The 25,481-nt window shown below is 62.4% G+C and carries 22 protein-coding genes; 10 read left to right on the top strand and 12 right to left on the bottom strand.

Translation table 11 applies throughout. The features are described from left to right. Positions 1-29: 29 nt before the first annotated feature. Complete coding sequence (gene glyA / locus ACR3EK_RS10940) at positions 30-1,325, bottom strand: serine hydroxymethyltransferase (protein WP_480633385.1); 1,296 nt, start codon at positions 1,323-1,325, stop codon at positions 30-32. 168 nt (positions 1,326-1,493) lie between these two features. On the opposite strand from glyA, the gene ACR3EK_RS10935 reads away from it, so the two are divergent. Beyond that, positions 1,494-2,255 (top strand): NAD kinase, encoded by a 762-nt coding sequence (locus ACR3EK_RS10935; protein WP_480633384.1) that lies wholly within the window; start codon positions 1,494-1,496, stop codon positions 2,253-2,255. 262 nt (positions 2,256-2,517) lie between these two features. Here the strand turns inward: ACR3EK_RS10935 and ACR3EK_RS10930 are convergent, their stop codons facing one another. The 4 genes from ACR3EK_RS10930 to ACR3EK_RS10915 all read right to left on the bottom strand — a co-directional run bounded on the left by ACR3EK_RS10930 (position 2,518) and on the right by ACR3EK_RS10915 (position 8,875). Continuing rightward, positions 2,518-3,957 (bottom strand): amidase family protein, encoded by a 1,440-nt coding sequence (locus tag ACR3EK_RS10930; RefSeq protein WP_480633383.1) that lies wholly within the window; start codon positions 3,955-3,957, stop codon positions 2,518-2,520. Positions 3,958-4,047: 90 nt separating this feature from the next. After that, positions 4,048-5,937 (bottom strand): propionate-CoA ligase PrpE, encoded by a 1,890-nt coding sequence (gene prpE, locus ACR3EK_RS10925; RefSeq protein ID WP_480633382.1) that lies wholly within the window; start codon positions 5,935-5,937, stop codon positions 4,048-4,050. Positions 5,938-6,165: 228 nt separating this feature from the next. Then, on the bottom strand, positions 6,166-6,555 hold the full coding sequence (locus tag ACR3EK_RS10920; protein WP_480633381.1) for a GFA family protein: 390 nt from the start codon (positions 6,553-6,555) through the stop codon (positions 6,166-6,168). 46 nt (positions 6,556-6,601) lie between these two features. Next, positions 6,602-8,875 carry an NADP-dependent malic enzyme gene (locus ACR3EK_RS10915; protein ID WP_170390574.1) on the bottom strand — a complete coding sequence of 758 codons (2,274 nt, stop codon included), beginning with the start codon at positions 8,873-8,875 and terminating at the stop codon, positions 6,602-6,604. A 143-nt stretch (positions 8,876-9,018) separates the two neighbouring features. Here ACR3EK_RS10915 and ACR3EK_RS10910 point away from each other — a divergent pair, with 143 nt between their 5' ends. From ACR3EK_RS10910 to upp, 6 genes are all read left to right on the top strand, one after another. Further along, positions 9,019-10,104, top strand: coding sequence for a cupin domain-containing protein (locus ACR3EK_RS10910; RefSeq protein ID WP_480633380.1), 1,086 nt, complete (start codon positions 9,019-9,021; stop codon positions 10,102-10,104). 106 nt (positions 10,105-10,210) lie between these two features. Continuing rightward, complete coding sequence (locus ACR3EK_RS10905; protein ID WP_170438591.1) at positions 10,211-10,594, top strand: cytidine deaminase; 384 nt, start codon at positions 10,211-10,213, stop codon at positions 10,592-10,594. 11 nt (positions 10,595-10,605) lie between these two features. Continuing rightward, complete coding sequence (locus ACR3EK_RS10900) at positions 10,606-11,913, top strand: thymidine phosphorylase (RefSeq protein WP_480633379.1); 1,308 nt, start codon at positions 10,606-10,608, stop codon at positions 11,911-11,913. Further along, positions 11,910-13,121, top strand: coding sequence for a phosphopentomutase (locus ACR3EK_RS10895; protein ID WP_170417834.1), 1,212 nt, complete (start codon positions 11,910-11,912; stop codon positions 13,119-13,121). The genes ACR3EK_RS10900 and ACR3EK_RS10895 overlap by 4 nt, the downstream gene beginning before the upstream one ends. Then, positions 13,118-14,104 (top strand): adenosine deaminase, encoded by a 987-nt coding sequence (locus tag ACR3EK_RS10890; protein WP_480633378.1) that lies wholly within the window; start codon positions 13,118-13,120, stop codon positions 14,102-14,104. The genes ACR3EK_RS10895 and ACR3EK_RS10890 overlap by 4 nt, the downstream gene beginning before the upstream one ends. Continuing rightward, positions 14,101-14,733: a uracil phosphoribosyltransferase gene (upp, locus tag ACR3EK_RS10885; RefSeq protein ID WP_093962638.1), complete on the top strand. Its 633-nt coding sequence runs from the start codon at positions 14,101-14,103 to the stop codon at positions 14,731-14,733. Before ACR3EK_RS10890 ends, upp begins: the two co-directional genes overlap by 4 nt. Positions 14,734-14,739: 6 nt before the next feature. Here the strand turns inward: upp and ACR3EK_RS10880 are convergent, their stop codons facing one another. Then, positions 14,740-15,753: a hypothetical protein gene (locus ACR3EK_RS10880; protein ID WP_480633377.1), complete on the bottom strand. Its 1,014-nt coding sequence runs from the start codon at positions 15,751-15,753 to the stop codon at positions 14,740-14,742. 145 nt (positions 15,754-15,898) lie between these two features. Here ACR3EK_RS10880 and ACR3EK_RS10875 point away from each other — a divergent pair, with 145 nt between their 5' ends. The 3 genes from ACR3EK_RS10875 to ACR3EK_RS10865 all read left to right on the top strand — a co-directional run bounded on the left by ACR3EK_RS10875 (position 15,899) and on the right by ACR3EK_RS10865 (position 18,429). Further along, on the top strand, positions 15,899-16,834 hold the full coding sequence (locus ACR3EK_RS10875; protein ID WP_480633376.1) for a DMT family transporter: 936 nt from the start codon (positions 15,899-15,901) through the stop codon (positions 16,832-16,834). Then, positions 16,831-17,478 (top strand): sulfotransferase family 2 domain-containing protein, encoded by a 648-nt coding sequence (locus tag ACR3EK_RS10870; RefSeq protein WP_480633375.1) that lies wholly within the window; start codon positions 16,831-16,833, stop codon positions 17,476-17,478. The genes ACR3EK_RS10875 and ACR3EK_RS10870 overlap by 4 nt, the downstream gene beginning before the upstream one ends. Positions 17,479-17,664: 186 nt before the next feature. After that, positions 17,665-18,429 carry a Hint domain-containing protein gene (locus ACR3EK_RS10865; protein WP_480633374.1) on the top strand — a complete coding sequence of 255 codons (765 nt, stop codon included), beginning with the start codon at positions 17,665-17,667 and terminating at the stop codon, positions 18,427-18,429. A 55-nt stretch (positions 18,430-18,484) separates the two neighbouring features. Here ACR3EK_RS10865 and ACR3EK_RS10860 read toward each other — a convergent pair whose 3' ends face one another. The 6 genes from ACR3EK_RS10860 to ACR3EK_RS10835 form a co-directional block, all read right to left on the bottom strand. Beyond that, on the bottom strand, positions 18,485-20,686 hold the full coding sequence (locus tag ACR3EK_RS10860; RefSeq protein ID WP_480633373.1) for a 3-hydroxyacyl-CoA dehydrogenase NAD-binding domain-containing protein: 2,202 nt from the start codon (positions 20,684-20,686) through the stop codon (positions 18,485-18,487). A 23-nt stretch (positions 20,687-20,709) separates the two neighbouring features. Further along, the gene (locus ACR3EK_RS10855; RefSeq protein WP_170366562.1) at positions 20,710-21,921 is read right to left on the bottom strand and encodes an acetyl-CoA C-acetyltransferase; all 1,212 of its coding nucleotides are present in this window, start codon (positions 21,919-21,921) and stop codon (positions 20,710-20,712) included. A 10-nt stretch (positions 21,922-21,931) separates the two neighbouring features. Then, positions 21,932-22,570, bottom strand: coding sequence for a glutathione S-transferase family protein (locus ACR3EK_RS10850; RefSeq protein ID WP_480633372.1), 639 nt, complete (start codon positions 22,568-22,570; stop codon positions 21,932-21,934). A 137-nt stretch (positions 22,571-22,707) separates the two neighbouring features. Next, positions 22,708-22,920, bottom strand: coding sequence for a hypothetical protein (locus ACR3EK_RS10845; protein WP_170358392.1), 213 nt, complete (start codon positions 22,918-22,920; stop codon positions 22,708-22,710). 56 nt (positions 22,921-22,976) lie between these two features. Further along, positions 22,977-24,758 carry an acyl-CoA dehydrogenase C-terminal domain-containing protein gene (locus tag ACR3EK_RS10840; protein WP_170338135.1) on the bottom strand — a complete coding sequence of 594 codons (1,782 nt, stop codon included), beginning with the start codon at positions 24,756-24,758 and terminating at the stop codon, positions 22,977-22,979. Between the two features lie 46 nt (positions 24,759-24,804). Then, positions 24,805-25,206, bottom strand: a complete 402-nt coding sequence (locus ACR3EK_RS10835; RefSeq protein WP_093962630.1) for a MerR family transcriptional regulator — start codon at positions 25,204-25,206, stop codon at positions 24,805-24,807. Positions 25,207-25,481: the final 275 nt, after the last annotated feature.

Here is a 25,481-nt window from a genome sequence, read left to right as displayed (position 1 = left end):
GCCATCTTGTTGTTTCTAAACTTGTGGAGTCAGAGGTTCGGGTAGATCGGGAACTTTGCGCACAGATCCGCGACCTGCGCTTTGACCCGCGCCTCGACCTCACCGTTGTTGTCTTCACCATTGGCGGCCAGTCCATCGACCACCTCGATGATCCAATCCGCAATCTGGCGGAACTCGGGCTCTCCAAAGCCTCGGGTCGTGCCGGCGGGCGAACCCAGACGGATGCCGCTGGTCACGGTCGGCTTTTCTGGATCGAACGGCACGCCGTTCTTGTTGCAGGTGATGTGCGCACGGCCCAGCGCCTTTTCGGTCGCGTTGCCCTTGACGCCTTTGGGGCGCAGGTCGACCAGAACAACATGGGTGTCGGTGCCGTGGGTCACCGTGTCCAAGCCGCCCTTGATCAGTTGATCCGACAACGCCTGAGCGTTGACGACGACCTGTTTGATGTATTCTTTGAACGAAGGCTGCAGCGCCTCGCCAAATGCCACGGCCTTTGCCGCGATCACATGCATCAGTGGGCCGCCCTGGATGCCCGGGAAGATCGCCGAATTCACCTTCTTGGCGATCGTCTCGTCATTGGTCAGGATCATGCCGCCACGCGGGCCGCGTAGGGTTTTGTGCGTGGTGGTCGTGGCCACATGCGCGTGCGGGAAGGGGCTGGGATGCTCGCCCGCGGCGACCAGACCGGCGAAATGCGCCATGTCCACGTGCAGATAAGCCCCCACCATGTCGGCGATCTCGCGCATGCGGGCAAAGTCAATCTGGCGCGGAATGGCCGAGCCGCCGGCGATGATCAGCTTGGGCTGGTGTTCTTTGGCCAGCGCCTCGACCTGATCGTAGTCCAGCATGTTGTCCTGCTTGCGCACGCCGTACTGAACCGCATTGAACCACTTGCCCGACTGGTTGGGCTTGGCGCCATGGGTCAGGTGGCCGCCAGCATCCAGGCTCATGCCCAGAATGGTGTCGCCCGGCTGGATCAGCGCCTGGAACACGCCCTGGTTGGCTTGTGATCCTGAATTCGGCTGCACGTTGGCGAATTCGCAACCGAAAAGTTGCTTCGCGCGGTCGATGGCCAGGTTCTCGGCGATGTCGACGAACTGGCAGCCGCCATAGTAACGCCGACCGGGATAGCCTTCGGCGTATTTGTTGGTCATGACCGAGCCCTGCGCCTCCATGACGGCTGCGCTGACGATGTTTTCCGAAGCGATCAGCTCGATCTCGTCGCGCTGACGTCCCAGTTCGGAGGTGATTGCCCCAAAAAGTTCAGGGTCACGATCCGCGAGGGACTGGGTGAAGAAACCGGTATCACGAAGGTTGGCGTTCATGGGCGCTCCGCATGGCTGAGGTTGGTTTGGCGGATTTCCTATAGGAAACTGTACGGATGAAAAAGACTTTAAAGCGACGAAATGGCCAGCTGCGGCGTCACGTCTGGCCTAATGGGGAAAGGTATGTTTGTTTCGGAACCAAATGCGCAGCACCGGAAACTGGAAAACATGACCAAGAGAATCGCTTTTCTCGCCAGCGACGTGGATGTCGCGCAGTCGGCCCGCAACAAACTGGTGGCACGCTATGGCAATGCGGCCCCCCGAGATGCGGATGTCATCGTGGCGCTGGGCGGCGACGGGTTCATGTTGCGGACGCTGCACAACACGCAGCATCTGGATGTGCCGGTCTACGGCATGAATCGCGGGACCATCGGGTTTCTGATGAACGAGTTCCACGAAGCCGATCTGATGGAGCGTCTGAGAGCCGCCGAAGAAGAAGTCATCAACCCCTTGACGATGAAGGCCATGGACCAATCGGGACAGGTGCACGAAGCCCTTGCGATTAACGAGGTTTCGTTGCTGCGCGCCGGTCCGCAAGCCGCGCGCCTGAAGATCAGCGTGAATGGCCGCGTGCGGTTGGCCGAACTGGTCTGTGATGGCGCGCTGTTGTCCACGCCCGCCGGGTCGACCGCCTACAACTATTCGGCACATGGCCCGATTCTGCCCATTGGGTCGGATGTTCTGGCGCTGACGGCCATTGCGGCCTTTCGTCCTCGGCGGTGGCGCGGTGCGTTGCTGCCCAGTACGGCGCATGTGCGCTTTGACGTGCTTGAGGCCGACAAGCGTCCGGTGATGGCGGACGCTGATTCCATATCCTTTCCGGATATCGATTGGGTCGAGATTCGGTCGGAACCCAAGATCTGTCACAGGATCCTGTTTGACCCCGGGCATGGCCTGGAAGAGCGTCTAACGATTGAACAATTTACATAAATTCCCGAGATTCTCGGACTTATGTGAAGCAGTTCACAGGAAGCTGACCACCTCTCAGCTATGCTGATCTTGCCCGGAGAACACGCCGCGGTGGGAGTGAGTGGCCACCAAATGGTGTTTTCGGATGATTGCGCAGTTTTCGCGCTGGCGAGGGTGGGTGGTGCTACGCTCGTCATCACAATCCGGGCATATTTTAGCACGTGGACCCCGGGCTCTCAGTCCCGGGGTCAATTATTTTGGGCAGTTGAAAGCGGTTGGTGTTTCAGCCCCTGCTTGCCAGATCGGCCCACAGGTGATCAGCCATACGACCAACCCGGGCTTCAATCGCGATGGCGGCGTCCACGGTCAAGTCCTCGCGCCAGCGCTGCGCTGCGATCTGAACGTTGATTGGCTGGCGCCCGCTCGGCAATTCGGCCAAACGCGCCGGAACGCAGGCGGCGGGCAGGCCCAGAAAGTTCATGGCATAGGAATAGACCGCGCAGCCCAGCACTTCGTGTACGCCTTCCGAGCCTTCTGTATCACGGTCGGGTCTGAAAAAGGGCTGCGGCAGGAAAGGCGACAGCACCAGCGGGTAGTCCTCCAAGAACAGGGACCATTCCCGCGCATAGTGGCTGCGCTGCGCCAGTGCTCGGATCAGGTCCGGGCCGGTGATCGGGGGAAATTCCTGGAAGTAAGTGGCAAAGATGCGCTGGATGGTCTCGGATCCGGCCGCCTCGACATCGTCTTTCATCAGGGTCAGCACTTCGCCCATCAGGGCGCGATAACCCAGCCGTCCACATTCAAAAACGTTCGGAGGGTCGATCTCGTCAACGGTGTACCCGGCATCAACCAGTGCATCACGGGCCGTGTCCAGCGCCTTGTCGACCTCGGGGTGGAGATCGTAACCGAAAGTGTTCTTGGTGAAAGCCACCCGCGGCTGCTGGTCAGGCTCGGCCATGCGCCATGGCAACGGAACGTGAAACGGATCGCGCGGATCCGGAGCGATCAGGCTGGGCATGGCCAGGTGCAGGTCAGCCGCGCTGCGGGTGATCAGGCCTTGCACCGACATGGATTGCGCAAGCAGTCCACGTTCGGCGGTTTGGCTGGGGTTCCATGCGGGGACGCGGCCAATGCCCGGCTTCACGGTGACCGCACCGTTCGCGGCCGCCGGAAACCGCAGGCTGCCGCCGATGTCGTTGCCATGCGCCAGCGCCCCCATGCCCGTCATCACCGCCACGCCGGCCCCGCCCGAGGAACCCCCGGCCGAGATATGTCGGCCCCAAGGGTTGTGCGTACGCCCATACAGCGGGTTGTCGGTGTCGGCGCGGAATGAGAACTCGGGCGTGTTGGTCCGGCCGATCACCACCGCACCGGCCTTCAGCAGGTTCGACACGACGGGCGCATCATCGGGGGCAATTACGTCTTTCAGAGCGGCCACGCCATTGGTAGTGGCATGGCCTTTCTGGTCGACATTGACTTTGATCGTGACGGGAACGCCGTGCAGGGGGCCGGTCGGTTCGCCGCGCGCCCGCGCGGCGTCCAGCGTCCGGGCGCGCTCCTGCGCCTCGGCGCTGAGGTCTTCGACGACGGCATTCAACGCCGGGTTCAGCGCGTGCATCCGGTCGATTGCGCTTTGGACGGCTTCGGTCGCGCTCAATTCGCCGGAGCGAGTCAGTTTTGCGAGTACTGTGGCGCTCAGGCGCCAGATGTCGTCATTTGCCATGTGCCCTCCGTCAAGGGCACAGTAGGCGGTCTGCCAATGGTTGCAACCCCGCAGGGCAGGGCGGGCGGCCCGGGGCCGCCCGATGCCCGGTTACTGGGCGTAACCGATTGATTTCAGGGCTTCGGTAATTTCGTCCAGAATGGCCGGATCGTCGATCGTGGCGGGCATTTTGTAATCTTTGCCATCGGCGATCGATACCATCGTTCCACGCAGGATCTTGCCAGACCGTGTCTTTGGCAGACGATCCACTACGACGGCCAGTTTGAATGCCGCAACGGGCCCGATTTTGTCGCGCACCATCTGCACGACCTCTTTCGCGATCTCGGCATGGTCACGATTGCAGCCTGCGTTCAGGCACAGGAAGCCAACCGGGGCCTGACCCTTCAACTGGTCCGATACACCGATGACTGCGCATTCGGCCACATCGGGATGGGCTGCCAGAACCTCCTCCATCGCGCCGGTGGACAGGCGGTGGCCGGCCACGTTGATCACGTCATCGGTGCGGGCCATGATATACAGGTAACCGTCTTCGTCGATCATCCCGGCATCGCCGGTTTCATAGTAGCCCGGGAAATGCTCAAGATAGGATTTCTTGAACCGCTCCTCGGCATTCCACAGGGTCGGCAGCGTGCCCGGGGGCAGTGGCAGCTTGACCGCGATCGCGCCCAGCTCGCCCGGTTTCATCGGGTGGCCGCCTTCGTCCAGGATCTGCACGTCATAGCCGGGCATCGGCTTGGCGGGCGAGCCCAGCTTGATCGGCAGTTCCTCGATCCCCAGCGGGTTGCCGGCGATGGTCCAGCCGGTTTCGGTCTGCCACCAGTGGTCGACGACCGGAACCTTCAGCGCGTCCTGCGCCCAAGTGATCGTGTCCGGGTCGGCGCGTTCACCGGCCAGGAACAGGGCCTTGAGGCAGGACAGGTCGTATTTCGCCAGCATCTCGCCCTTGGGGTCCTCGCGCTTGACCGCGCGGATCGCCGTTGGGGCGGTAAAAAAGCTTTTGACCTTGTGCTCGGAAATCACCCGCCAGAAGGTACCGGCATCGGGTGTGCCGACGGGCTTGCCCTCGAACACGATGGTGGTGTTGCCGTGGATCAGCGGGCCATAGCAGATGTAGGAGTGGCCCACGACCCAGCCCACGTCCGAGGCCGCCCAAAACACATCGCCGGGATCGACGTTGTAGATGTTCTTCATCGTCCAGTTCAGCGCCACAAGGTGCCCCGCCGTGGGCCGCACGACGCCTTTGGGCGCCCCCGTGGTGCCCGAGGTGTAAAGGATGTAGGCGGGATCATTGCCTGCGACCGACACACACTCGGCCGGCTCGACACCGTATTGGAAGCCGTGCCAGTTGAAGTCGCGCCCTTCGATCAGCTTGGCCACTTCCTGTTCGCGCTGGAAGATCACGCAGAACTCGGGCTTGTGGCTGGCCATGTCGATGGCGCCGTCCAGCAATGGCTTGTAATGCACCACGCGACCGGGCTCCAACCCGCACGACGCCGCGATGATCGCCTTGGGTTTGGCGTCGTCGATCCGCACCGCCAGTTCGTTGCTGGCAAACCCGCCGAAGACCACCGAATGCACCGCACCCAGCCGCGCGCAGGCCAGCATCGCCTCGAGCGCCTCGGGGATCATCGGCATGTAGATGATGACGCGGTCGCCCTTTTCGATCCCCTTGGCGCGCAGCGCACCGGCCAGGGTCGCCACGCGATTGCGCAATTCCATGTACGAGATTTCGCGCTTGGTGTGGGTGATCGGGCTGTCATAGATGATGGCGGTCTGTTCACCCCGGCCGTTTTCAACGTGGCGGTCCACGGCATTCCAGCAGGTGTTCACCTTGGCATCGCAGAACCATTCATAGAGAGGGGCGTCGTCGTCAAACAGGGCCTTGCTTGGCGGTTGGAACCAGTCAATTCCCTTGGCTGCGTCCATCCAGAAAGCCTCTGGGTCTTTTTGCCAGCTCTCGTAAACGTCCTGGTATGCCATGGGTCCTCCTCCCAAAAATTACTCGCATTGTGTTAGGCGCGGACGGCTAACCGAGCAAGCGGCGCGCGTGACGGCGCGTCAGTTTATCGCGAAATATTTGCAGAACTGCCCCATTTGTCTTGCAAAGTTTTGCAAATGATCCTTGTTTGCGCGCCTAAGCGGGAAATTTCCGCAGAACTTGCAAATTCGCAAAGCGTCCGGTGCAAAAGTGGGTTTGTCAGATTCGGATCAGGTCGCCGTTCCCGCATATCGGGGCAGACTGTCTTGGATGTTCAGCCAATGCAGATGCTCGGCGTGAAAAACGTGAAACCGGGGCGCGGCATCCTCGGGATTGTCCAGCGTGGCGGTATAGAGGTGAATATTCACCCGGTCGCGGGCATTGCGGTATGCCATCGGCGTGCCGCAGGTTCCGCAGAACAGGCGTTCGACAACCTCAGACGAGTTGTACACGCGTGGCGCATCCCCTGACCATGTCACCGAGCCGTGCGGCAGCCCGATGAACGCCGTGACTGGGGCGGCGCAATTGCGCCTGCAATCCGCGCAGTGGCAGTAACAGCTCCAGGCGATCTCGGCATCGCTGGCCCATCGCACGGCGCCGCAGTGGCAGTGACCTTTCATGATGACCTCCCTCGGCAGGGCGGCCAGACCGGTCGGGCCGCCGTGGTCAACCGTAATGCGCGACAGGCGTTCCGGCAATTGCCGCCATATTCAGCAGCCCGCGCGCCGTGATCGAGGGTGTCACGATATGCGCCTTGTTGCCCATGCCCATCAGGATGGGGCCGACCTCGATGCCGTCGGCCTTCATCTTCAGTATGTTGCGCACACCGCTGGCCGCGTCCGCATGGGCAAAGATCAGCACGTTGGCCGCCCCCTCCAGGCGCGAATTGGGGAAAATCCGCTCGCGCAGTTCGGGGTCGAGGGCCACATCCAAGTTCATTTCGCCTTCATAGATAAAATCTCGGGGCTTGCTGTCCAAAATGGCAATCGCTTCGCGCAGGCGTTTGCCGGACCCCTCGGCCTGATTGCCGAACTGCGATTGCGAGCAGAACGCGATCTTTGGCGCCAGCCCGAAACGCCGGACATGGCGCGCGGCGCCCACGGTGATCTCAGCCAGTTCTTCCGGGCTGGGCAATTGCCGGACATGAGTGTCGGCGATGAACAGCGGGCCGTCTTCAAGGATCATGAGGGACAATGCACCATGGGGGCGCAGGTCGCCGTCATTCAGCACCTGCTCGACATAGTTCAGGTGCCACCGATACTCGCCAAAGGTGCCACAGATCATGCTGTCGGCTTCACCCCTGTGCACCATGATTGCGCCAATCGCGGTGGAATTGGTCCGCATGATCGCCTTGGCCAGATCGGGCGTTACCCCCCGACGCTGCATGATTTGGTGGTACGAGTTCCAATAGTCATAATAGCGCGGGTCGTTTTCCGGGTTTACGATCTGGAAGTCCTGCCCGGGGCGGACCGACAGGCCCAGACGTTCGCAGCGCGCCTCGATCACCTCGGGACGGCCGATCAGGATCGGGGTTTCGGTGGTTTCCTCAAGAATCGCCTGAGCGGCGCGCAGCACGCGTTCGTCTTCGCCTTCGGCAAAGACGATGCGGCGCGAGGCGGCGGCGGCGGCCTCGAAGACGGGGCGCATCAGTAGGGCGGACTTGAAGACCGTCTGGTTCAGCTTTTCCTTGTAGGCTTCGATGTCCTCGATGGGGCGCCTGGCCACGCCGCTTTCCATCGCGGCGCGGGCCACGGCCGAGGACACCACACCCACCAGTCGCGGGTCGAACGGCTTGGGGATCAGGTAGTCTGGGCCGAAGGTCAGCTGTTCGCCCTTGTAGGCGGCTGCGGCCTCGGCGCTGGTGGTGGCGCGGGCCATTTCGGCGATGCCTTCAACGCAGGCGATCTGCATGGCATCGTTGATCTCGGTCGCACCCACGTCCAGCGCACCGCGGAAGATGAACGGGAAACAAAGGACGTTGTTCACCTGGTTCGGGAAGTCGCTGCGCCCGGTGGCGATGATGGCATCGGGGGCGACTTCGCGCGCGGCGTCGGGCAGGATCTCCGGGGTCGGGTTCGCAAGAGCAAAGATGATCGGCTGTTTGGCCATGCGCGCGACCATCTCGGGCTTGAGTACGTTCGGCCCGCTGAGGCCCAGAAACAGGTCGGCCCCGTCGATCACCTGATCCAGCGTGCGCAGGTCGGTTTTCTGGGCGAATTGGTCCTTGTGCGGGTTCATGTCCTCGGCCCGGCCTTCATAGACCAGCCCGTGAATGTCGCACAGCCAAATGTTCTCGCGCTTGACGCCCAGCTTGACCAGCATGTTCAGGCAGGCGATCCCCGCCGCACCGCCGCCGGTGGAAACCACCTTGATGTCCTCGAACCGCTTGCCGGCCACGTGTAGGGCGTTGCGCGCAGCGGCCCCCACCACGATGGCGGTGCCGTGCTGGTCGTCGTGGAACACGGGGATGTTCATCCGCTCGCGGCACAGTTTCTCGACGACAAAGCAATCGGGCGCCTTGATGTCCTCGAGGTTGATCGCGCCGAAGGTCGGCTCCAGCGCGCAGACGATATCGGCCAGCTTTTCGGGGTCGGGTTCGTTCAACTCGATGTCGAAACAGTCGATGCCGGCGAATTTCTTGAACAGGACGGCCTTGCCCTCCATCACCGGCTTGGAGGCCAGCGCGCCGATATTGCCCAGCCCCAGCACCGCGGTGCCATTCGAAACCACCGCCACCAGATTGCCGCGCGCGGTATACATCTCGGCGGTCGCCGGGTCGGCCTTGATCTCAAGGCTGGCCTCGGCCACGCCGGGCGAATAGGCGCGGGCAAGGTCGCGCCCGTTGGCCATGGGTTTGGTCGCCTTGATCTCCAGTTTCCCAGGCTTCGGATGCGCGTGGTAATCAAGTGCGGCCTGACGCAGGCTGGGTGTGTCGGACATGTCAAAACTTCCCGTTTGGAATTTAGTTTAGTGCTAAACTATTTCTGACGCAGGGGAAACCTCGAAATCGCATGACGGCGGATCCGACCCCGACTTGCAAATCCCCCAACGGCCCCTCACAGTCCCGCGCAGAGGAGACCAGCATGACCGATACCATAGCCGAATTCCGCATTCCGACCCAAGAACTGCGAAACGACATTCCGTTCTACACCAAGGTTCTGGGCATGCGGATGGACATGATCTATCCGGCGGATGACCCACGGGTTGCGGTGTTTTCGGGGCATGGCCTGCGACTGCGTGTGGAAAAGGACGCGCCCGAGCCGCCGGGCACCTTGCGTATCCTCACCGATGATCCGGACGGGTTTGCCGGCGGTCAGCGCAGCCTGGTCGCCCCCAACGGCACCCGGATCGAGATCGAAGAGCGCAACCCGCCGCTGGTGATGCCCGAGACGGCTCATTCCTTCGTCGTCCGCAGGCTCAAGGATCAGGCGCCCTGGATCATCGGGCGCGCGGGCATGCATTACCGAGATCTGGTGCCGGACCGGCTGGGCGGGTCGATCATCGCCAGCCATATCCGCATTCCCGACGGCGGCCCGGTCCCGGACATGGTGCATTTCCACAAGGTCGGGTTTCAGCTGATCTTCTGCATCCACGGCTGGGTGGATGTGGTCTATGAGGATCAGGGCGACAAGATGCGCCTGACCGCTGGCGACTGTTTCATCCAGCCGCCCGAGATCCGGCACCGCGTGCTCGAGGCGTCGGACAACGTGCAGGTGATCGAAATCGGCGTTCCGGCCGAGCATGTCACCGAGATCGACCACGAAATGCAGCTGCCCACGCCGCACTACCGCCCCGAGCGGGAATGGCAGGGCCAGCGGTTCGTCTACAACCGGGCCGAAGGGGCAGCGTGGCAGCCGTTCCGCCTGCCGGGCTATCAATGCCGCGACACGACGATTGCTGAAAACACCACGGGCGTGGCGGGCGTTCAGGTGGTGCGCCGGGGGCAGGGCGACCCGGTCTGGGCCAGCCATGATGCCGATATCCACTTTACCTTCGTGATGAACGGGGCCGTCACCCTGGAAGGTGAAGGACGTGATCCGTTTCGTCTGGAGCAGGGCGATGCCTTTGTCATCCCGCCCGGAATGCGCACGCGGCTGGCCGACCCCAGCGACGATGTCGAACTGCTCGAAGTCACGCTGCCGGGGTATTTCAAGACCGATTTGGGCTGACGCGCGGGCGCGCCGAGATTCCCGTGCCGAGGGGGCTTCAATTCCCCCGCGGATTTCCAGTAGGGTATGGCATTCTGACCAGATGATCAAAAATCGGGGAATCGCCATGTCGTTGAAAGAAGCAGCCCTCAAGGTGCGTGAAAACGCCCATGCTCCCTATTCGAATTTCAAGGTGGGCGCCGCGGTCCGCACCCCGTCGGGCGAAGTGTTCGCGGGCTGCAACGTGGAAAACGTGGCCTATCCCGAGGGCACCTGCGCCGAGGCCGGTGCGATCGCCGCGATGGTCGCCGCCGGAGAAAACAAGCTGGCCGAGGTCTATGTGGTGGCCTCCAGCCCGCAACCGGTGCCGCCCTGCGGCGGGTGCCGGCAGAAACTGGCCGAGTTCGGAGACAAGGACGTGGTGGTCACCATGGCGACGGTGGACGGGATTGAGACCCGCACGACCATCGGCGAGCTGCTGCCCGGCGCCTTCGACGCCTCGTTCATGTAAGGGCCGCGCCCATGGACGCCCGTTCGATTATCGCGAAACTGCGCCGCCGCGAGGTGCCGGATTCCGGCGAACTGGCGTGGTTCGCCCAAGGTCTGGCCGATGGCAGCGTCAGCGACGCCCAGGCCGGAGCCTTTGCCATGGCCGTCTGCATGGGCGGGCTTGGTCCCGAGGGCCGCGCGGCGCTGACGCTGGCCATGCGCGACAGCGGTGAGGTTCTGACCTGGGATCTGGACGGCCCGGTGATCGACAAGCATTCGACCGGCGGGGTGGGGGATTGCGTCAGCCTCGTGCTGGCCCCGGCGCTGGCGGAATGCGGGGCCTATGTGCCGATGATCTCGGGCCGCGGTCTGGGCCATACCGGCGGGACGCTCGACAAGCTCGAGGCGATCCCCGGCGTGTCGACCCAGATCAGCCAGGACCGTTTGGCCCAGATCCTGGCCGAGACCGGCGCTGCCATCGTTGGCGCGACGGCACAGATCGCTCCGGCGGACAAACGGCTCTATGCGATCCGCGACGTGACTGCCACGGTCGAAAGCCTCGATCTGATCACCGCCTCGATCCTGTCCAAGAAACTGGCGGCCAGCCCGGATGCGCTGGTGCTGGACGTAAAGGTGGGCAGCGGAGCCTTCATGAAAACGCTGGACGAAGCGCGCAAGCTGGCGCAGGCCCTGACCGAAACGGCCAATGCGGCCGGGTGCCGGACCTCGGCCCTGATCACCGACATGAACCAGCCGCTGGCGCCCGCCTTGGGCAACGCCTTGGAAATCGCCGAAGTGATGAAGGTGCTGACCGGTGGGCAGCCTTCGCCCCTGGCCGAGATTTCGGCCGAGCTGGGCGGCGTTCTGCTGTCTGACGCCGGTATGGTCGGCGACGCGCGGGCCGGGCGGGACATGATCGCCGAGGTGATCCGCGATGGCCGCGCGGCCGAGCGGTTCGGACGGATGATGGCCGCGGTGGGCGGGCCGCTGGGGCTGGTCGATGATTGGGCGCGCTACTTGCCCGAGGCCAGCGTGATTCTTGAGGTCGCGGCGCAGGACAAAGGCTATGTCACCGCGATGGATGGCGAGGCTCTGGGCCTTGCCGTCGTGGCGCTGGGCGGTGGCCGGCAGGTGGAAAGCGATGTGATCGACCCGGCAGTGGGCCTGTCGGGGCTGGTTCGGCTGGGCGACAAGGTCTCGGCCGGGACGCCGCTGGCCGTCGTCCATGCCGCGCGCGAGGACGCCGCGCAGCGGGCCGCGCAAGCCGTGCGTGCCGCGATCACCATCGGCCCGGCGCCCGTTCCGGTGCCGGAGCTGGTACACGAAAGGATCCTCGCATGAGCCGCGCGTTTCTTGTGGTGATGGATTCGGTGGGTATCGGTGGCGCGCCGGATGCCGACCGGTTCTTCAACGGCGACGTGCCGGACACGGGCGCCAACACGGTGGCCCATATCGCGCAGGCCTGCGCTGAAGGGCGGGCCGAGGATGGCCGGTCCGGGCCGTTGCGCCTGCCCAACCTCGATGCGCTGGGGCTTGGCGCGGCGGTACGACTAGCTTCGGGCGCGGATGCGCCGGGGTTGGGGGCCGACCCGGCCGGACTGTGGGGTTGCGCGCGCGAGCATTCGCCGGGCAAGGACACGCCTTCAGGCCATTGGGAACTGGCCGGTCTGCCGGTGCCGTGGGACTGGCACTATTTCCCCGACACGGTCCCCGCCTTCCCTGATGATCTGACCCGCGCCGCCGCGCAGGCGGCCGGAACCGAGGGCATTTTGGGCAATTGCCATGCCTCGGGCACCACGATCATTGCCGAACTGGGTGCTGAACACATGAGCACGGGTTGGCCGATCTGCTATACCTCGGCCGACAGCGTGTTCCAGATTGCCGCGCACGAGGAGACGTTCGGGCTGGAGCGCCTGTACCAGATGTGCCGGAGCCTGGCCCCCATGCTGCACGAGATGAAGGTGGGCCGGGTGATCGCGCGCCCCTTCGTGGGATCGCCCGAACAGGGGTTTGTCCGCACCACAAATCGCAAGGATTTCGCCATCACGCCGCCCGCGCCGGTGCTGACCAACTGGGCGCAGGATGCCGGACGCAAGGTGCATGGCGTGGGCAAGATCGGCGACATCTTCTCGATGCAGGGGATCGACACGCTGGACAAGGGCTCGGACGCCGAACTGATGGGTCACCTCTCGCGCCTTGTAGACAGCGCCGAGGACGGCAGCCTGACATTCGCAAATTTCGTCGAGTTTGACAGCCAGTACGGCCACCGGCGCGACATCTCGGGCTATGCCCGCGCGCTGGAATGGTTCGACGCCGAGATTGGCCGTATCCTGCCCCGGCTGCGCCCGGGCGACCTGTTTCTGCTGACCGCCGATCACGGCAACGACCCAAGCTGGATCGGCACCGACCACACCCGCGAGCAGGTGCCGGTGCTGACCGCCGGCCTGGGGGCCGGACAGATCGGGCAAGTCAATTTCGCCGACGTGGCCGCCAGCATCGCCCATCACCTGAACATTCCGGCGCAAGGGCCGGGAAGGACCTTTCTATGACCGTCGCAGACCTGCCCAAGATCGAACTGCACCTGCATCACGAAGGCGCGGCCCCGCCCGCCTTCATCCGCCAGCTGGCGCATGAAAAGAAGGTTGACCTGAGCGGCATCTTCAAGCCCGACGGCAGCTATGACTTTCGCGATTTCGCGCATTTCCTCAGCGTCTACGAGGCCGCTTGCGAGGTGTTGAAAACCCCCGAGGATTTCCGCCGCCTGACGCTGGCGATCCTGGAAGAAAGTGCTGCGAACGGGGTGGTCTATTCCGAAACCTTCCTCAGCCCCGATTTCTGCGGCGGGGGCGATCTGCATGCCTGGCGCGACTATCTGGCCGCCATTCAGGACGCCGCCGACGAGGCCGAGCGCAAGTTCGACATCACCCTGCGCGGCGTGGTAACCTGCGTGCGCCATTTCGGACCCGACAAGGCCAAGCGCAGCGCGCTGTGCGCCGCCGAAACCGCCGGTGACTGGATCACCGGGTTCGGTATGGGCGGGAACGAGGCCATGGGCCAGCAGGCCGATTTCAAATGGGCCTTCGACTGCGCGCGCGAGGCCGGATTGCGCCTGACCACCCATGCCGGCGAATTCGGCGGCCCCGAAAGCGTGCGCGATGCGGTGCGCGCGCTGGGGGTCGAACGGGTGGGCCATGGCGTGCGGGCCATCGAAGACCCGGACCTGGTGCATGAACTGGCCGACCGGGACGTCACGCTCGAGGTCTGCCCGGGCTCGAACGTGGTGCTGGGCCTGTACCCCGATTTCGCGTCCCACCCGATCGCCCGGCTGCGCGAGGCGGGTGTGAAGGTCACGGTTTCCACCGATGACCCGCCGTTTTTTCATACCACCATGCGCCGCGAATATGAGATGCTGGCCCAGGCCTTCGGCTGGGACGCCGAGGATTTCGCCGCGCTGAACGACACCGCCCTGAACGCCGCATTCTGCGATGAAGAGACCCGCGCAAGGGTTAGAAAAAGACTGGAGAACACATGAGCGAACATCTGACCGTCGTCGACCACCCGCTGGTTCAGCACAAACTGACGCTCATGCGGGACAAGGGCACCTCTACCGCCTCGTTCCGGCAACTGCTGCGCGAGATCACGCTGCTGCTGGCTTATGAAGTCACGCGCGAAATGCCCCTGACCACGCGCCATATCGAAACCCCGATGGAGGAGATGGACGCGCCGATCCTGGCGGGCAAGAAACTGGCGCTGGTGTCGATCCTGCGCGCGGGCAACGGGATGCTGGACGGCGTTCTGGAATTGGTGCCCTCCGCCCGGGTCGGATTCGTGGGCCTGTATCGCGATGAAGAAACGCTGCAGCCGGTGCAGTACTACTTCAAGGCCCCCGAAGGCCTTAAAGATCGGCTGGTTATTGCGGTTGACCCGATGCTGGCCACCGGCAACAGCTCGGCCGCTGCGATCGACCTTCTGAAACAGGCCGGTGCCACCGACATCCGGTTCCTGTGCCTGCTGGCCGCCCCCGAAGGCGTGGCCCGCATGAAAGAGGCGCATCCCGACGTCAAGATCGTGACTGCCGCACTGGACCGCGAGCTGAATTCCAAAGGTTACATCATGCCTGGTCTGGGCGATGCCGGAGACCGGATGTTCGGCACCAAATAGGCGCGCCTAGTCGCTGCAGATGTTCTGCAGCCGTACCCAGTCCCGGTCGGGCATAACCTGATCCAAAGGCTGACCCGCCATCGGGTCGGCCTCGATCAGACCCAGAACCGTTTCGCCCGTGATATCAACCGCATAGGCATAAGGGGTTGAGGGCAAATTGGCGGACGCAAACGCCGCCAGCAGGTCGTCTTCCGGAACTGCGGGGCGGGGTTCGGCCAGAACCTGTTCGGTATAGGTGTCCACGATCTGGGGTGTTAGTTCGCCCGTCGTCAGCAGGCGAAACGCTGCAGTGGGCCCAGTTTTGTCCAGGAGATCGTCCAACGGATCATGCAGCCTGGCCCGCGTGCGTTCAGCTATCACGTAACCGGCGGCAACCGCGGGATCTTCACTGTCTTCAACCAGCGCTCGGTTCAGCAGCACGATCCCTCCGGGAAGTGACAGGCTTTCCTGCACCCCGGCCGGCAACACAACGATCCGTCGCACACCTGTTCTCTGGGCCAGCTTCTGCAGCGCCGGCTGCGCGTCCGCCGAGGCGCAGGCCCGACCCGAGACCCGTTCAATCCGTTGCAGAATCGTGTTCCCGATGTCCTGCCGTTTGATCTCGGGCACGACCTTTTCGACATGGCTTTGCAGGGCGCCGGGCAGCCAGAACAGCAAGACCGCCGCGACAGCCGCAACCACGCCGCTGACACTGGCCCACCGCAATCGCCCGGGATGCGGGCGCGCCCGTTCGATGGCGCGTTGCAAGCGGTCTATTGCCTCGATCATGGTGGTTTCGGACTGCTCCAGTTCCAGTGTCTCATCCGGGTCGCCGTCTGGATTGAATATTGCGGGGAACTTGCCCGGGTTCTGCCTTTCAAGTGCGGCAAGCGACCAGTGCGTCAGCGCGCGATCGTTGAAATCGGTGATGGTCAACGTTGCCTCGCCGATCGAAACAACCACTTCGCGCCGCTGCTCGTCGGGCGACGGGCGCCACAGACCGGTAGCCTCGATCCGCTGGTATTGTTTCAGTGCCGTCATTTCGATGAGGTCTGCTCGTTTTTTCTTTTGTCGATTCCTAGCACGGAGAGATTAATCCGCGCAAACCTGTTGCGTGGTGATTTGGAAATGTGCTCGATAACCGGGACGCGTAGTTTCGGCCAAAGGGCCCGGAGGCCAAGGCCACATGCAGACAGCACATCCTTCTTCACCGGTTCTTGCATCGGTTCTGATGGTCTCGGCCATGGCAATCATCGGCGTCGTGGACAATTTCGTCATTCGGCTGGCCGAAACGATCGGTCTGTGGCAATTCCACCTAAGCCGGGCCGTGATGATGCTGCCTCTTATCGTTGGACTGTCGTTTCTTGGGTTTGGAGGGCTGCGACCTCAGAGGTTTTGGGCGGTCCTGCTGCGCAGTGTTCTGATCACCCTGGCGATGTTGTTCTATTTCAGCTCACTGGCTTTAATGCCAATTGCTCAGGCCCTTGCGGGGCTGTTCACATCACCGATCTTCGTTCTGTTGATTTCCGCGCTGTTGCTGGACCAGAAGATCGGCCCCTGGCGGGTCTTGGCTGTGCTTATGGGGTTTGTCGGAATCCTCTGTGTTTTGCAGCCTGACCCCAATGCCTTTGATGCGACCAGCCTATTGCCGGTGGCAGGCGGCTTTTTCTATGCGCTCAGTGCGATCCTGACCCGAACGCATTGTGCAAACGAAAGCACCGTCGCCTTGCTGGCTGCGATGATTGTCACGCTTGGGCTGGCCGGCGCCCTTGGCCTCGCCGTGTTTTCGGTTTTGCCGGTTGTGGAGTCTGACGGCCCGGCCGGTTTTGTGACCCGGGGCTGGGTCTGGCCGATGGAGGCCGCTCTGCCGTGGGTCGCATTGCAGGCGGTTGGGTCCACGGCTGCGGTATTCATGCTGATCAAGGCCTACCAACTGGGCGAGCCGTCATATGTCGCGGTGTTCGAGTATTCGGTCATGATCTTCGGGCCGGTTTTTGCCTGGGTGGTGATGGGGCAGGGGATCGGACCGCTGCAGATTGCGGGCATCGCCCTGATCGCCGCGGCCGGCGCGGTACTGGCTTGGCGGGCAAGCGTGACGCCCCAACGGGAACCGGTGCAATGATCCTATCAACAGGGCGGTCCTACATCTTCATACATATTCCCAAGACCGGGGGAACATCGCTGGCTCTGGCGCTCGAGCAGCGGGCCATGAAGGATGATATTCTGGTGGGCGACACCCCCAAGGCGCAGCGCAGAAACAAACGCAACAAGTCACTGAAGACGGCGGGCCGGCTGTGGAAACACTCACGTCTGACCGATTTGCGGGGGCTTTTGCCCGACCAGCAGATGCAAGAGATGTTCGTGTTCACGCTGATCCGCAACCCGTGGGACCGGATGGTCAGCTATTACTACTGGCTGAGGGATCAGTCCTTTGATCACCCAGCAGTCCATCTGGCCGGGCGGCTGGATTTTGAGGCCTTTGTTCTGCACCCTAAAATCCAGCAGTCCTTTCGGGAAAACCCGTTCCCATCCTATGTCAGAGACGCCACCGGAACCGATCTTTGTCGCGCATACATTCGGATCGAAAGCTTTCAGCGGGATGCGGCCCCACTGTTCGATCATCTGGGGTTTCGTCTGGACCTTCCGCATGAAAACCGGTCAGCCCGGGGGGCGGAATACGCCAACTACTACTCGGTCCAGGCAAAAAAGGCTGTGTTTGACGCCTGTCGCGAAGACATAGAGAGATTCGAATATCGGTTCGAATAAGGCTGGTCGATTATTTCCCGAATTGCGCGAAACGCTGACAGATACAGGCTTTTGTTTATAAAAAAACGCGACTAATGGGGCGAAAAAGGCCCAAATTGGCCCAAAATATGGCAAAACTAAGTCACTCCCGAAGGCTTCGTGCTAGCACAATGGGATAGTTTGAAAGTGCCAAAAGGGGGTCGGCACGTGTTGGAAGTAGTGAGTGTTTCGGGGTTTTCCGAAAATAATATCCAGACCGTACCGGGTGACGCCGTTTCGGTCAGGCGTGGCGGATTGCTGCACGGGACGAAGGTTGCCACCACCAGTGGCTGGAAACTGGCCGAGGCATTGGTTGCCGGCGATCTGGTCAGAACGATGGACAACGGGTTTCAGGAAGTGAAACGCGTGTCCCACGACAGAATAGCCGTACCGGCTGGCGAGGTTCGACCTGACTTTTTGCCCGTGCGCGTGCCGTCCCGCGCGGCATATAACGGTCGTGCGGTCTGGCTGATGCCCGAGCAGGGAATGGCCGTAGCCTTGTCTTCTGATTTCAACATAGACGAGGGGCTGGCGATCATTCCGGCGCGTCTGCTGAGCGGGCACTTCAGCTTTTCCTCTCGGACACCGGCAGAGGAATTCCAGGTCACATCGCTGTTTTTTGAGCAGGACGAAGTGGTCTTCATCGAGGGTGGCTTTCAAGCCTTCTGTTCCTCGTGCCGCATCCGTTCGCTGTCTGGCCCGTCCCGACGATCCTACGCGGTGCTGGAAGAATCCGAGGCGCGGAGCCTCGTCACATCTATCGCAGAGGCCGGCGAACTGTCGGCCCTTGCAAACCCGTTGGGTGCACTGCCTGCACCCATCCCGCAGGAACCGATCTTTCCGATACGTCCCCCATCGGGGCGGCGGCGTCCGGGACGTCCGGGGCGGCCCAACGTGCCGGCCTTGTTTCTGCGGCCTGAATGGCAGACCTGACCAAACACTCTAAGAAAGATGCTGGCGCATGGGATCATGCGCCAGCATCACTTGTTCAGGCAGCCTTGGCTTCGGGGTCGAAGCGGCCGTAGAAGGTCTGACCTTTTTCGGCCATCTCGCGCAGCAGCGGCGGGCAGGCGAAGCGGTCACCGTATTTCTCCGACAACTGGTCACAACGCTCGGCCGCGTAGGGCGCACCGATGATATCAAGCCAGCTGAACGGACCACCTGACCAGGGCGCAAAGCCCCAGGCGAGGATGGCGCCGACATCGCCTTCGCGGATGTCTTCCAGAACACCTTCTTCAAGCGCGCGCACGGCCTCAAGAACCTGTGCGAACATCAGGCGCTCCTGCACCTCGATCAAGTCGGGCTGCTGCTCGGCCAGCGGATACTTGTCCTGCAGACCTTTCCAGTAGCCGATGCGCTTGCCGTTTTCGTCATAATCGAAGAACCCGGCCTTGGACTTGCGGCCCAGGCGACCCTGTTCTTCCATCCAGAAGATCAGATCGTCCGCCGGGCTTTCCGGGTAGGCGTCGCCCATTGCCGCCTTGGTCGCGCGTGCGATCTTGGCACCCAAGTCGATCGAAGTTTCGTCGGTCAACTGAACCGGACCAACCGGGAAGCCCAGTTGACGGGCGGCATTGTCGACCAGAACCGGACTGACGCCTTCGGTGATCATCCGCGCCCCTTCGTTGATGTAGGGGATGATGCAGCGGTTGCAGTAGAAGAACCGCGCGTCATTGACCACGATCGGCGTCTTGCGGATCTGGCGGACATAGTCCAGCGCCTTGGCCACGGCCCGGTCACCGGTTTCCTTGCCCTTGATGATCTCGACCAGGAACATCTTCTCGACCGGCGAGAAGAAGTGGATGCCGATGAACTGATCGGGCCGCTTGCTGGCCTTGGCCAGTTCGGTGATCGGCAGGGTCGAGGTGTTCGAGGCAAAGATGCAGTCCTCGGGGATGATCGCCTCGACCTTCTGGGTCATCTCGGCCTTGACCTTGGGATCCTCGAACACGGCTTCGATGATCAGATCGCAGCCCGCCAGCTTTTCGAGGTCCGGCGTGGCAGTGATGCGGGCCAGCATGGCCTCTTTCTTCTCGGCCGTGACCTTGCCACGCTTCATGCCCTTGTCCAGATAGGCTTCGGTATAGGCCTTGCCCTTGTCCGCGGCGGCCTGATCGCGGTCGATCAGCACGACCTCCATCCCGGCCTGCGCCGAGACCAACGAGATGCCCGCGCCCATCATGCCCGCACCCAGAACGCCGATTTTCTTGACCGACTGATCCGGAATGCCTTGCGGACGAACGGCGCCTTTTTCCAGCGCTTCCTTGTTCAGGAACAGCGAACGGATCATGGCGCCCGAGGACGGGTTCATCAGCACCGAGGTGAACCAGCGCGCCTCGATCTTCAGCGCGGTGTCGAAATCGACCAGTGCGCCCTCATAGACCGCGCTCAGCAGGGCCTTGGCCGCCGGGAAGGCGCCTTGGGTCTTGCCGTTTACCATGGCCGAGGCACCCACGAAGTTCATGAAGCCCGCCGGGTGATAGGGCGCACCGCCGGGCATCTTGTAGCCCTTGGCGTCCCACGGCTTGACCAGATCGGCATCCTTGGCGTTCAGCACCCATTCCTTGGCTGCGGCCAGCGGATCGGCTGCGATCTCGTCGATGTAGCCTGCGCCCTTGGCCTTTTTCACGTCCAGCATCTTGCCTTCCAGCAGCAGCGGAGCCGCCGCGATGGCGCCCACCTTGCGGACCATCCGGGTGGTGCCGCCCGCGCCGGGGAAGATGCCGACCATGATTTCCGGCAGGCCGTATTTGGCCTTGGGGTTTTCGGCGGCAAAGATGCGATGGGTCGCCAGCGGCAGCTCCATGCCGATGCCGGCGGCAGTGCCGGGCAGGGCGGCCGCGATCGGTTTGCCACCTTTCTTGGTCTTGGGGTCCATGCCGGCCAGCTCGATCTTGCGAAGCAGAGCGTGCATTTTCATCGTGCCTTCGAAAAGGCCCTTGGCCGGGTCGTCGCCCGCCTGTTCCTTCATCACCGCCAGCAGATTCAGGTCCATGCCGCCGGCAAAGGATCCTTCCTTGCCGCTGGTGATCACGATGCCCTTGATCTCGTTATCGGCCAGGGCCTGATCAATGCAGTCGTTCAGTTCGGACAGGCCGTCGAACGACATCACGTTCATGGTCTTGCCGGGGACGTCCCAGGTGATGATGCCAACGCCGTCGGCGTCTTTGGTCAGTGTAAAATCAGCCATTTTTCTTCTCCTGAACCCCGCCGTTACACACGTTCGATGATGGTTGCCGCGCCCATGCCGGATGCGATGCACAAGGTGGCCAGACCGGTTTCCTTGTCCTGGCGCTCCAGCTCGTCCAACAGGGTGCCGATGATGATCGCGCCGGTGGCGCCCAGCGGGTGGCCCATGGCGATCGAACCACCATTGACGTTGACCAGCGCCGGATCGACGTCAAACGCCTGCTGGAACCGCAGCACGACCGAGGCGAAAGCCTCGTTGACCTCGAACAGGTCCAGATCGCTGATCTTCATGCCGGTTTCGGCCAGGATCTTTTCGGTCACCGGAACCGGGCCAGTCAGCATGATGGTCGGATCGGTCCCGATCTTGGCGGTGGCCTTGATGCGGGCGCGCGGCTTCAGGCCGTATTTCTCGCCGAATTCCTTGTTGCCGATCAGAACGGCCGCCGCGCCATCCACGATGCCCGAGCTGTTGCCGGCGTGGTGGATGTGGTTGATCTTTTCCAGGTGCGGGTATTTCAGCATCGCCACCTTGTCGAAACCGGGCATCTGCTCGCCCATCATCTGGAAGGACGGGTTCAGCGCGCCGAGGCTCTGCATGTCGGTGCCGGGGCGCATGTATTCGTCGCGGTCCAGAATGGTCAGGCCGTTGCGGTCCTTGACGGTGATCACCGACTTGGCAAAGCGGTTCTCTTCCCACGCTTTGGCCGCGCGTTTCTGAGACTCGACGGCCAGCGCGTCGGCATCGTCACGGCTGAAACCGTATTCGGTGGCGATGATGTCGGCCGAGATGCCCTGCGGGACGAAATAGGTCTCCATCGCCAGCGACGGATCGACGGCGATGGCGGCGCCGTCGCTGCCCATGGGCACGCGGCCCATCATCTCGACGCCACCGGCGATATAGGCCTCGCCGGCGCCGCCCTTGACCTGGTTGGCGGCCAGGTTCACGGCCTCCATGCCGGATGCGCAGAACCGGTTGATGGCCAGACCCGGGATCGATTCATCCAAGTCCGAGGCCAGAACCGCGGACCGCGCCAGGCAGCCACCCTGTTCCATCACCTGGGTGACGTTGCCCCAGATCACGTCCTCGACGGCGTGGCCTTCCAAGTTGTTGCGTTCCTTGATGGCGTTCAGGGCCACCGCCGACAGGCGCACCGAGGTCACCTCGTGCAGGCTGCCGTCCTTGCGGCCCTTGCCGCGCGGGGTGCGCAGGGCATCATAAATGTAAGCTTCGGTCATACTTCTCTCCTCAAGCTCGATCCGACGGATTGCCGGGCATCAGGTCATAGGGGTGTTTCCATCCGGGCTGCTCGGACAGGCGGGTCAGCCAGGCGTCGATATGGGGCCATTCGGCACGGTCAAAGCCGAACGGTTCGGGGTAATAGAGGTAGCCGCAGCAGCTGAGATCGGCGTTGGTCACACTGTCGCCGACGATCCAGTCGCGGCCTTCCAGATGCGCGTTCAGCACCTGATAGGCGGCCTTCAGTCGGCCCTGGTTGAAGGCGATCACATCCGGGTTGCGGTGCTCTTCGGGCAGGAAGTTCATCAGGAAACGGGTCAGGCCCGCCATCGAACTGAGTTTGTGGTTGTCCCACAGCACCCAGCGCAGGATGTTATAGTTCTCTTCCCGCGTCTTGCCTCCGAATTTCCCGGATTTTTCGGTGACATAGGCCTGAATCGCGCCCGACTGGCTGGTCCGGAAATCTCCGTCGATCAGCACCGGCGCTTCGCCCATTTCGTTGACTTCGGCGCGGTATACGGGGGTTCGGGTCTGGCCGTTGAAGAAATCGACAAAGACCGGCTCCCACTCCAGCCCCGACATCTCGAGCGCAAGGGCGGCCTTGTACGAGTTTCCGCTTTCTCCGAAGCAATGCAGTTTTATCGTCATGCACTCACCCCTCCCAAGGCGGTTTGTACGGTTTCGTCACGCACGTGTTTCAAGAAAGACCTGTCTCGCGGGCAGCCGCCGCGTTCGGACTCGTCTTGCTGAAAACACGCCGGGCCTGAGCCAGGCATCGGGGTCGTCTAGCGTTTGCGCGCCTCAAGCTCGGAATTGAAAATGCGCAGCCGGTGGGTCAGGTTCTCCTCGTCGATCACGCTGTTGAAATTCTCGAACAGGAATGACAGCGCCTCTCCTTCGTCCAGCCCGGCCTCGCGGGCAAACCCCTTGAGTTTTCGATACCCCTCCTCGGTCATGGCGACGGGAAAGCGGCGGGTCAGGCGAAAGCGTTTGGGCATGTCATCTCCTCCATGAGCGCTGGTTCCGGGCGTCTTCGTCCGGAACCAGACTGGGATCAGAAGTTCGCCGCGTCCAGTGCCATCACCGTGTCGGCGCCGGTCTGGATCCGCGCCAGGTGCATGCCCGTGGCCGGCAGACGGCGCGCCATGTAGTAGCGGCCGGTGGCGATCTTGGTCTCGTAGAAGTCCTTGTCGGACGCGCCGGCATCCAGCGCTTCCTGTGCAGCTTTGGCCATCTGCGCCCACATCAGGCCCAGGCAGACATGACCGAACATGTGCATGAAGTCATACGAACCCGACAGAGCGTTGTTCGGGTTGGTCATGCCGTTCTGCATGAAATACATGCCGGCGGCCTGCAGGTCTTTCGAGGCGGCCTTCAGCGGTTCGATGAACGCCTTGTCATAGGCTTCGTCCTTGCCGCTGTTTTCCTTGCAGAAGGTTTTGACCATGTCGAAGAAGGCCATGACATGCTTGCCGCCGTCCTGCGCCAGCTTGCGGCCGACCAGGTCCAGCGCCTGAACGCCGTTGGCGCCTTCGTAGATCATGGCGATGCGGGCGTCGCGGGTGTATTGCGACATGCCCCATTCCTCGATGTAGCCATGGCCGCCATAGACCTGCTGGGCCTGAACGGTCATGTCGTAACCTTCGTCGGTCAGGAAGCCCTTGATGACCGGGGTCATCAGCGAGATCAGCCCGTCGGCATCCTTGTCACCCGAACGGTGTGCCTTGTCGATCAGAGTCGCACCCCACAGGATGAAGGCTCGCGCGCCTTCCACAAAGCTTTTCTGGTCCATCAGGCTGCGGCGGATGTCGGGATGCACGATCAGCGGATCGGCCGGGCCGTCGGGATTTTTAGCGCCGGTCACGTCGCGGCCTTGCAGGCGGTCCTTGGCGTATTCCAGCGCGTTCTGATAGGCGGCCTCGGCCTGAGCCAGGCCTTGCATGCCGACACCCAGACGCGCTTCGTTCATCATGGTGAACATGGCGCGCATGCCCTTGTGTTCCTGACCCAGCAGGTAACCGGTTGCGCCGTCATAGTTCATCACGCAGGTCGAGTTGCCGTGGATGCCCATCTTTTCTTCGATCTTGCCGACCGAAACGCCGTTGCGCTCGCCCAGGCTGCCGTCTTCGTTCACCAGGAACTTGGGGACGATGAACAGCGACACGCCCTTGATGCCCTCGGGGCCGCCGGGGATCTTGGCCAGCACCAGGTGGATGATGTTGTCGGCCATGTCGTGATCGCCGGACGAGATAAAGATCTTCTGGCCGGTGATCTTGTAGCTGCCATCACCCTGCGGCTCGGCCTTGGTGCGCATCAGGCCCAGATCGGTGCCGCAATGCGGCTCGGTCAGGTTCATGGTGCCGGTCCATTCACAGCTGACCATCTTGGGCAGATATGTGTCTTTCTGCGCGTCGGTGCCATGCGCCAGGATGGCTGAGGCCGCGCCGTGGGTCAGGCCCTGATACATGGTGAAGGCCTGGTTCGCGGCCGAGAACATCTCGCCCACGGCGGTGCCAAGAACATACGGCATGTTCTGGCCGCCATATTCCTCGGGCATGTCCAGACCGGTCCAGCCGCCTTCCTTGACCTGCTCGAACGCGTCCTTGAACCCGGTCGGGGTGTAGACCACGCCGTTTTCCAGCCGGCAGCCTTCGGTGTCGCCGACCACGTTCAGCGGGTGCAGCAGGTTGACGGCGACCTTGCCGGCCTCTTCCAGAACGGCGCCCGTGAACTCGGGCTCCAGCTCATCGTAGCCCGGAATATCCGAGGCCGAGATTTTCAGAACGTCATGCAGAACGAATTGCGTGTCTTTGGTAGGCGCGTTGTAAACGGGCATTTGAAGCTCCCTTAATTCAGATGTCCGGGTGGCAGGCGGCGCGGAGTTACTCGGCCGCCTTCTTTTCCTGTTTCATCGAGGCGATGACCTTCTCGCCCCAGCGCAACTGCTCTTTCAGATCGTCAATGGCCTGAGTGAGTTCCTCGCGGCGGGCTTCCATGTCCGCCAGACGCTCGCACGCGATTTCATAGGTGCGGGTCATCTGGGTCAGTTGCTGGTCGCCGACATGGTACAGATCCAGAAGCTGTCGAATTTCTTCCAGGCTGAAACCAAAGCGTTTGCCGCGCAGGATCAGCTTGAGCCGCGCCCTGTCACGTTTGGTGAACAGCCGTTTCTGGCCCTCACGGATCGGAAACAGAAGCTCTTTGGCTTCGTAGAACCGCAAGGTCCGCGGCGTGACGTCATAGGTCTCGCACATCTCGCGGATGGTCATAAGATCTTCGGTCATTGGTCACCCTCTCGTCGCTGGCGTCATGAGAAAGTTGCGCAGTCGATGGCTGCTTTACAACATGAGATTGACGTTTACGTAATCCAGACGCTGCGTCACAAAGAAATTGACGTAACTTCCGGTCGCGTAAAGCGGCGGGTTGGCAATTTTCTTTCCGTTGGGTCAGCCAAATCCACTGTACCCGCGCGGTTCGAATCCGACGGGCAGGCAGCAGGGCGCCAGCCAAAAAATGCAGATTTCCGGTGTAATGAAGGATGGGTTTGGGGGGCTCGAAC

This window comes from Ruegeria sp. BC8 (assembly GCF_056535705.1).
Note: the sequence above shows the minus strand (reverse complement) of the source record. Positions and strands in the feature narration are given on the sequence as shown.

Coding starts and splice junctions, on each gene's coding strand:
- ACR3EK_RS10840 (WP_170338135.1), bottom strand. CDS start 24,758: ATGCCCGTTTACAACGCGCCTACCAAAGACACGCAATTCGTTCTGCAT.
- ACR3EK_RS10870 (WP_480633375.1), top strand. CDS start 16,831: ATGATCCTATCAACAGGGCGGTCCTACATCTTCATACATATTCCCAAG.
- ACR3EK_RS10935 (WP_480633384.1), top strand. CDS start 1,494: ATGACCAAGAGAATCGCTTTTCTCGCCAGCGACGTGGATGTCGCGCAG.
- prpE (WP_480633382.1), bottom strand. CDS start 5,937: ATGGCATACCAGGACGTTTACGAGAGCTGGCAAAAAGACCCAGAGGCT.
- ACR3EK_RS10900 (WP_480633379.1), top strand. CDS start 10,606: ATGGACGCCCGTTCGATTATCGCGAAACTGCGCCGCCGCGAGGTGCCG.
- ACR3EK_RS10890 (WP_480633378.1), top strand. CDS start 13,118: ATGACCGTCGCAGACCTGCCCAAGATCGAACTGCACCTGCATCACGAA.
- ACR3EK_RS10845 (WP_170358392.1), bottom strand. CDS start 22,920: ATGCCCAAACGCTTTCGCCTGACCCGCCGCTTTCCCGTCGCCATGACC.
- ACR3EK_RS10910 (WP_480633380.1), top strand. CDS start 9,019: ATGACCGATACCATAGCCGAATTCCGCATTCCGACCCAAGAACTGCGA.
- ACR3EK_RS10855 (WP_170366562.1), bottom strand. CDS start 21,921: ATGACCGAAGCTTACATTTATGATGCCCTGCGCACCCCGCGCGGCAAG.
- ACR3EK_RS10860 (WP_480633373.1), bottom strand. CDS start 20,686: ATGGCTGATTTTACACTGACCAAAGACGCCGACGGCGTTGGCATCATC.
- ACR3EK_RS10835 (WP_093962630.1), bottom strand. CDS start 25,206: ATGACCGAAGATCTTATGACCATCCGCGAGATGTGCGAGACCTATGAC.
- ACR3EK_RS10915 (WP_170390574.1), bottom strand. CDS start 8,875: ATGTCCGACACACCCAGCCTGCGTCAGGCCGCACTTGATTACCACGCG.
- ACR3EK_RS10880 (WP_480633377.1), bottom strand. CDS start 15,753: ATGACGGCACTGAAACAATACCAGCGGATCGAGGCTACCGGTCTGTGG.
- ACR3EK_RS10850 (WP_480633372.1), bottom strand. CDS start 22,570: ATGACGATAAAACTGCATTGCTTCGGAGAAAGCGGAAACTCGTACAAG.
- upp (WP_093962638.1), top strand. CDS start 14,101: ATGAGCGAACATCTGACCGTCGTCGACCACCCGCTGGTTCAGCACAAA.
- ACR3EK_RS10875 (WP_480633376.1), top strand. CDS start 15,899: ATGCAGACAGCACATCCTTCTTCACCGGTTCTTGCATCGGTTCTGATG.
- ACR3EK_RS10920 (WP_480633381.1), bottom strand. CDS start 6,555: ATGAAAGGTCACTGCCACTGCGGCGCCGTGCGATGGGCCAGCGATGCC.
- ACR3EK_RS10905 (WP_170438591.1), top strand. CDS start 10,211: ATGTCGTTGAAAGAAGCAGCCCTCAAGGTGCGTGAAAACGCCCATGCT.
- glyA (WP_480633385.1), bottom strand. CDS start 1,325: ATGAACGCCAACCTTCGTGATACCGGTTTCTTCACCCAGTCCCTCGCG.
- ACR3EK_RS10895 (WP_170417834.1), top strand. CDS start 11,910: ATGAGCCGCGCGTTTCTTGTGGTGATGGATTCGGTGGGTATCGGTGGC.
- ACR3EK_RS10930 (WP_480633383.1), bottom strand. CDS start 3,957: ATGGCAAATGACGACATCTGGCGCCTGAGCGCCACAGTACTCGCAAAA.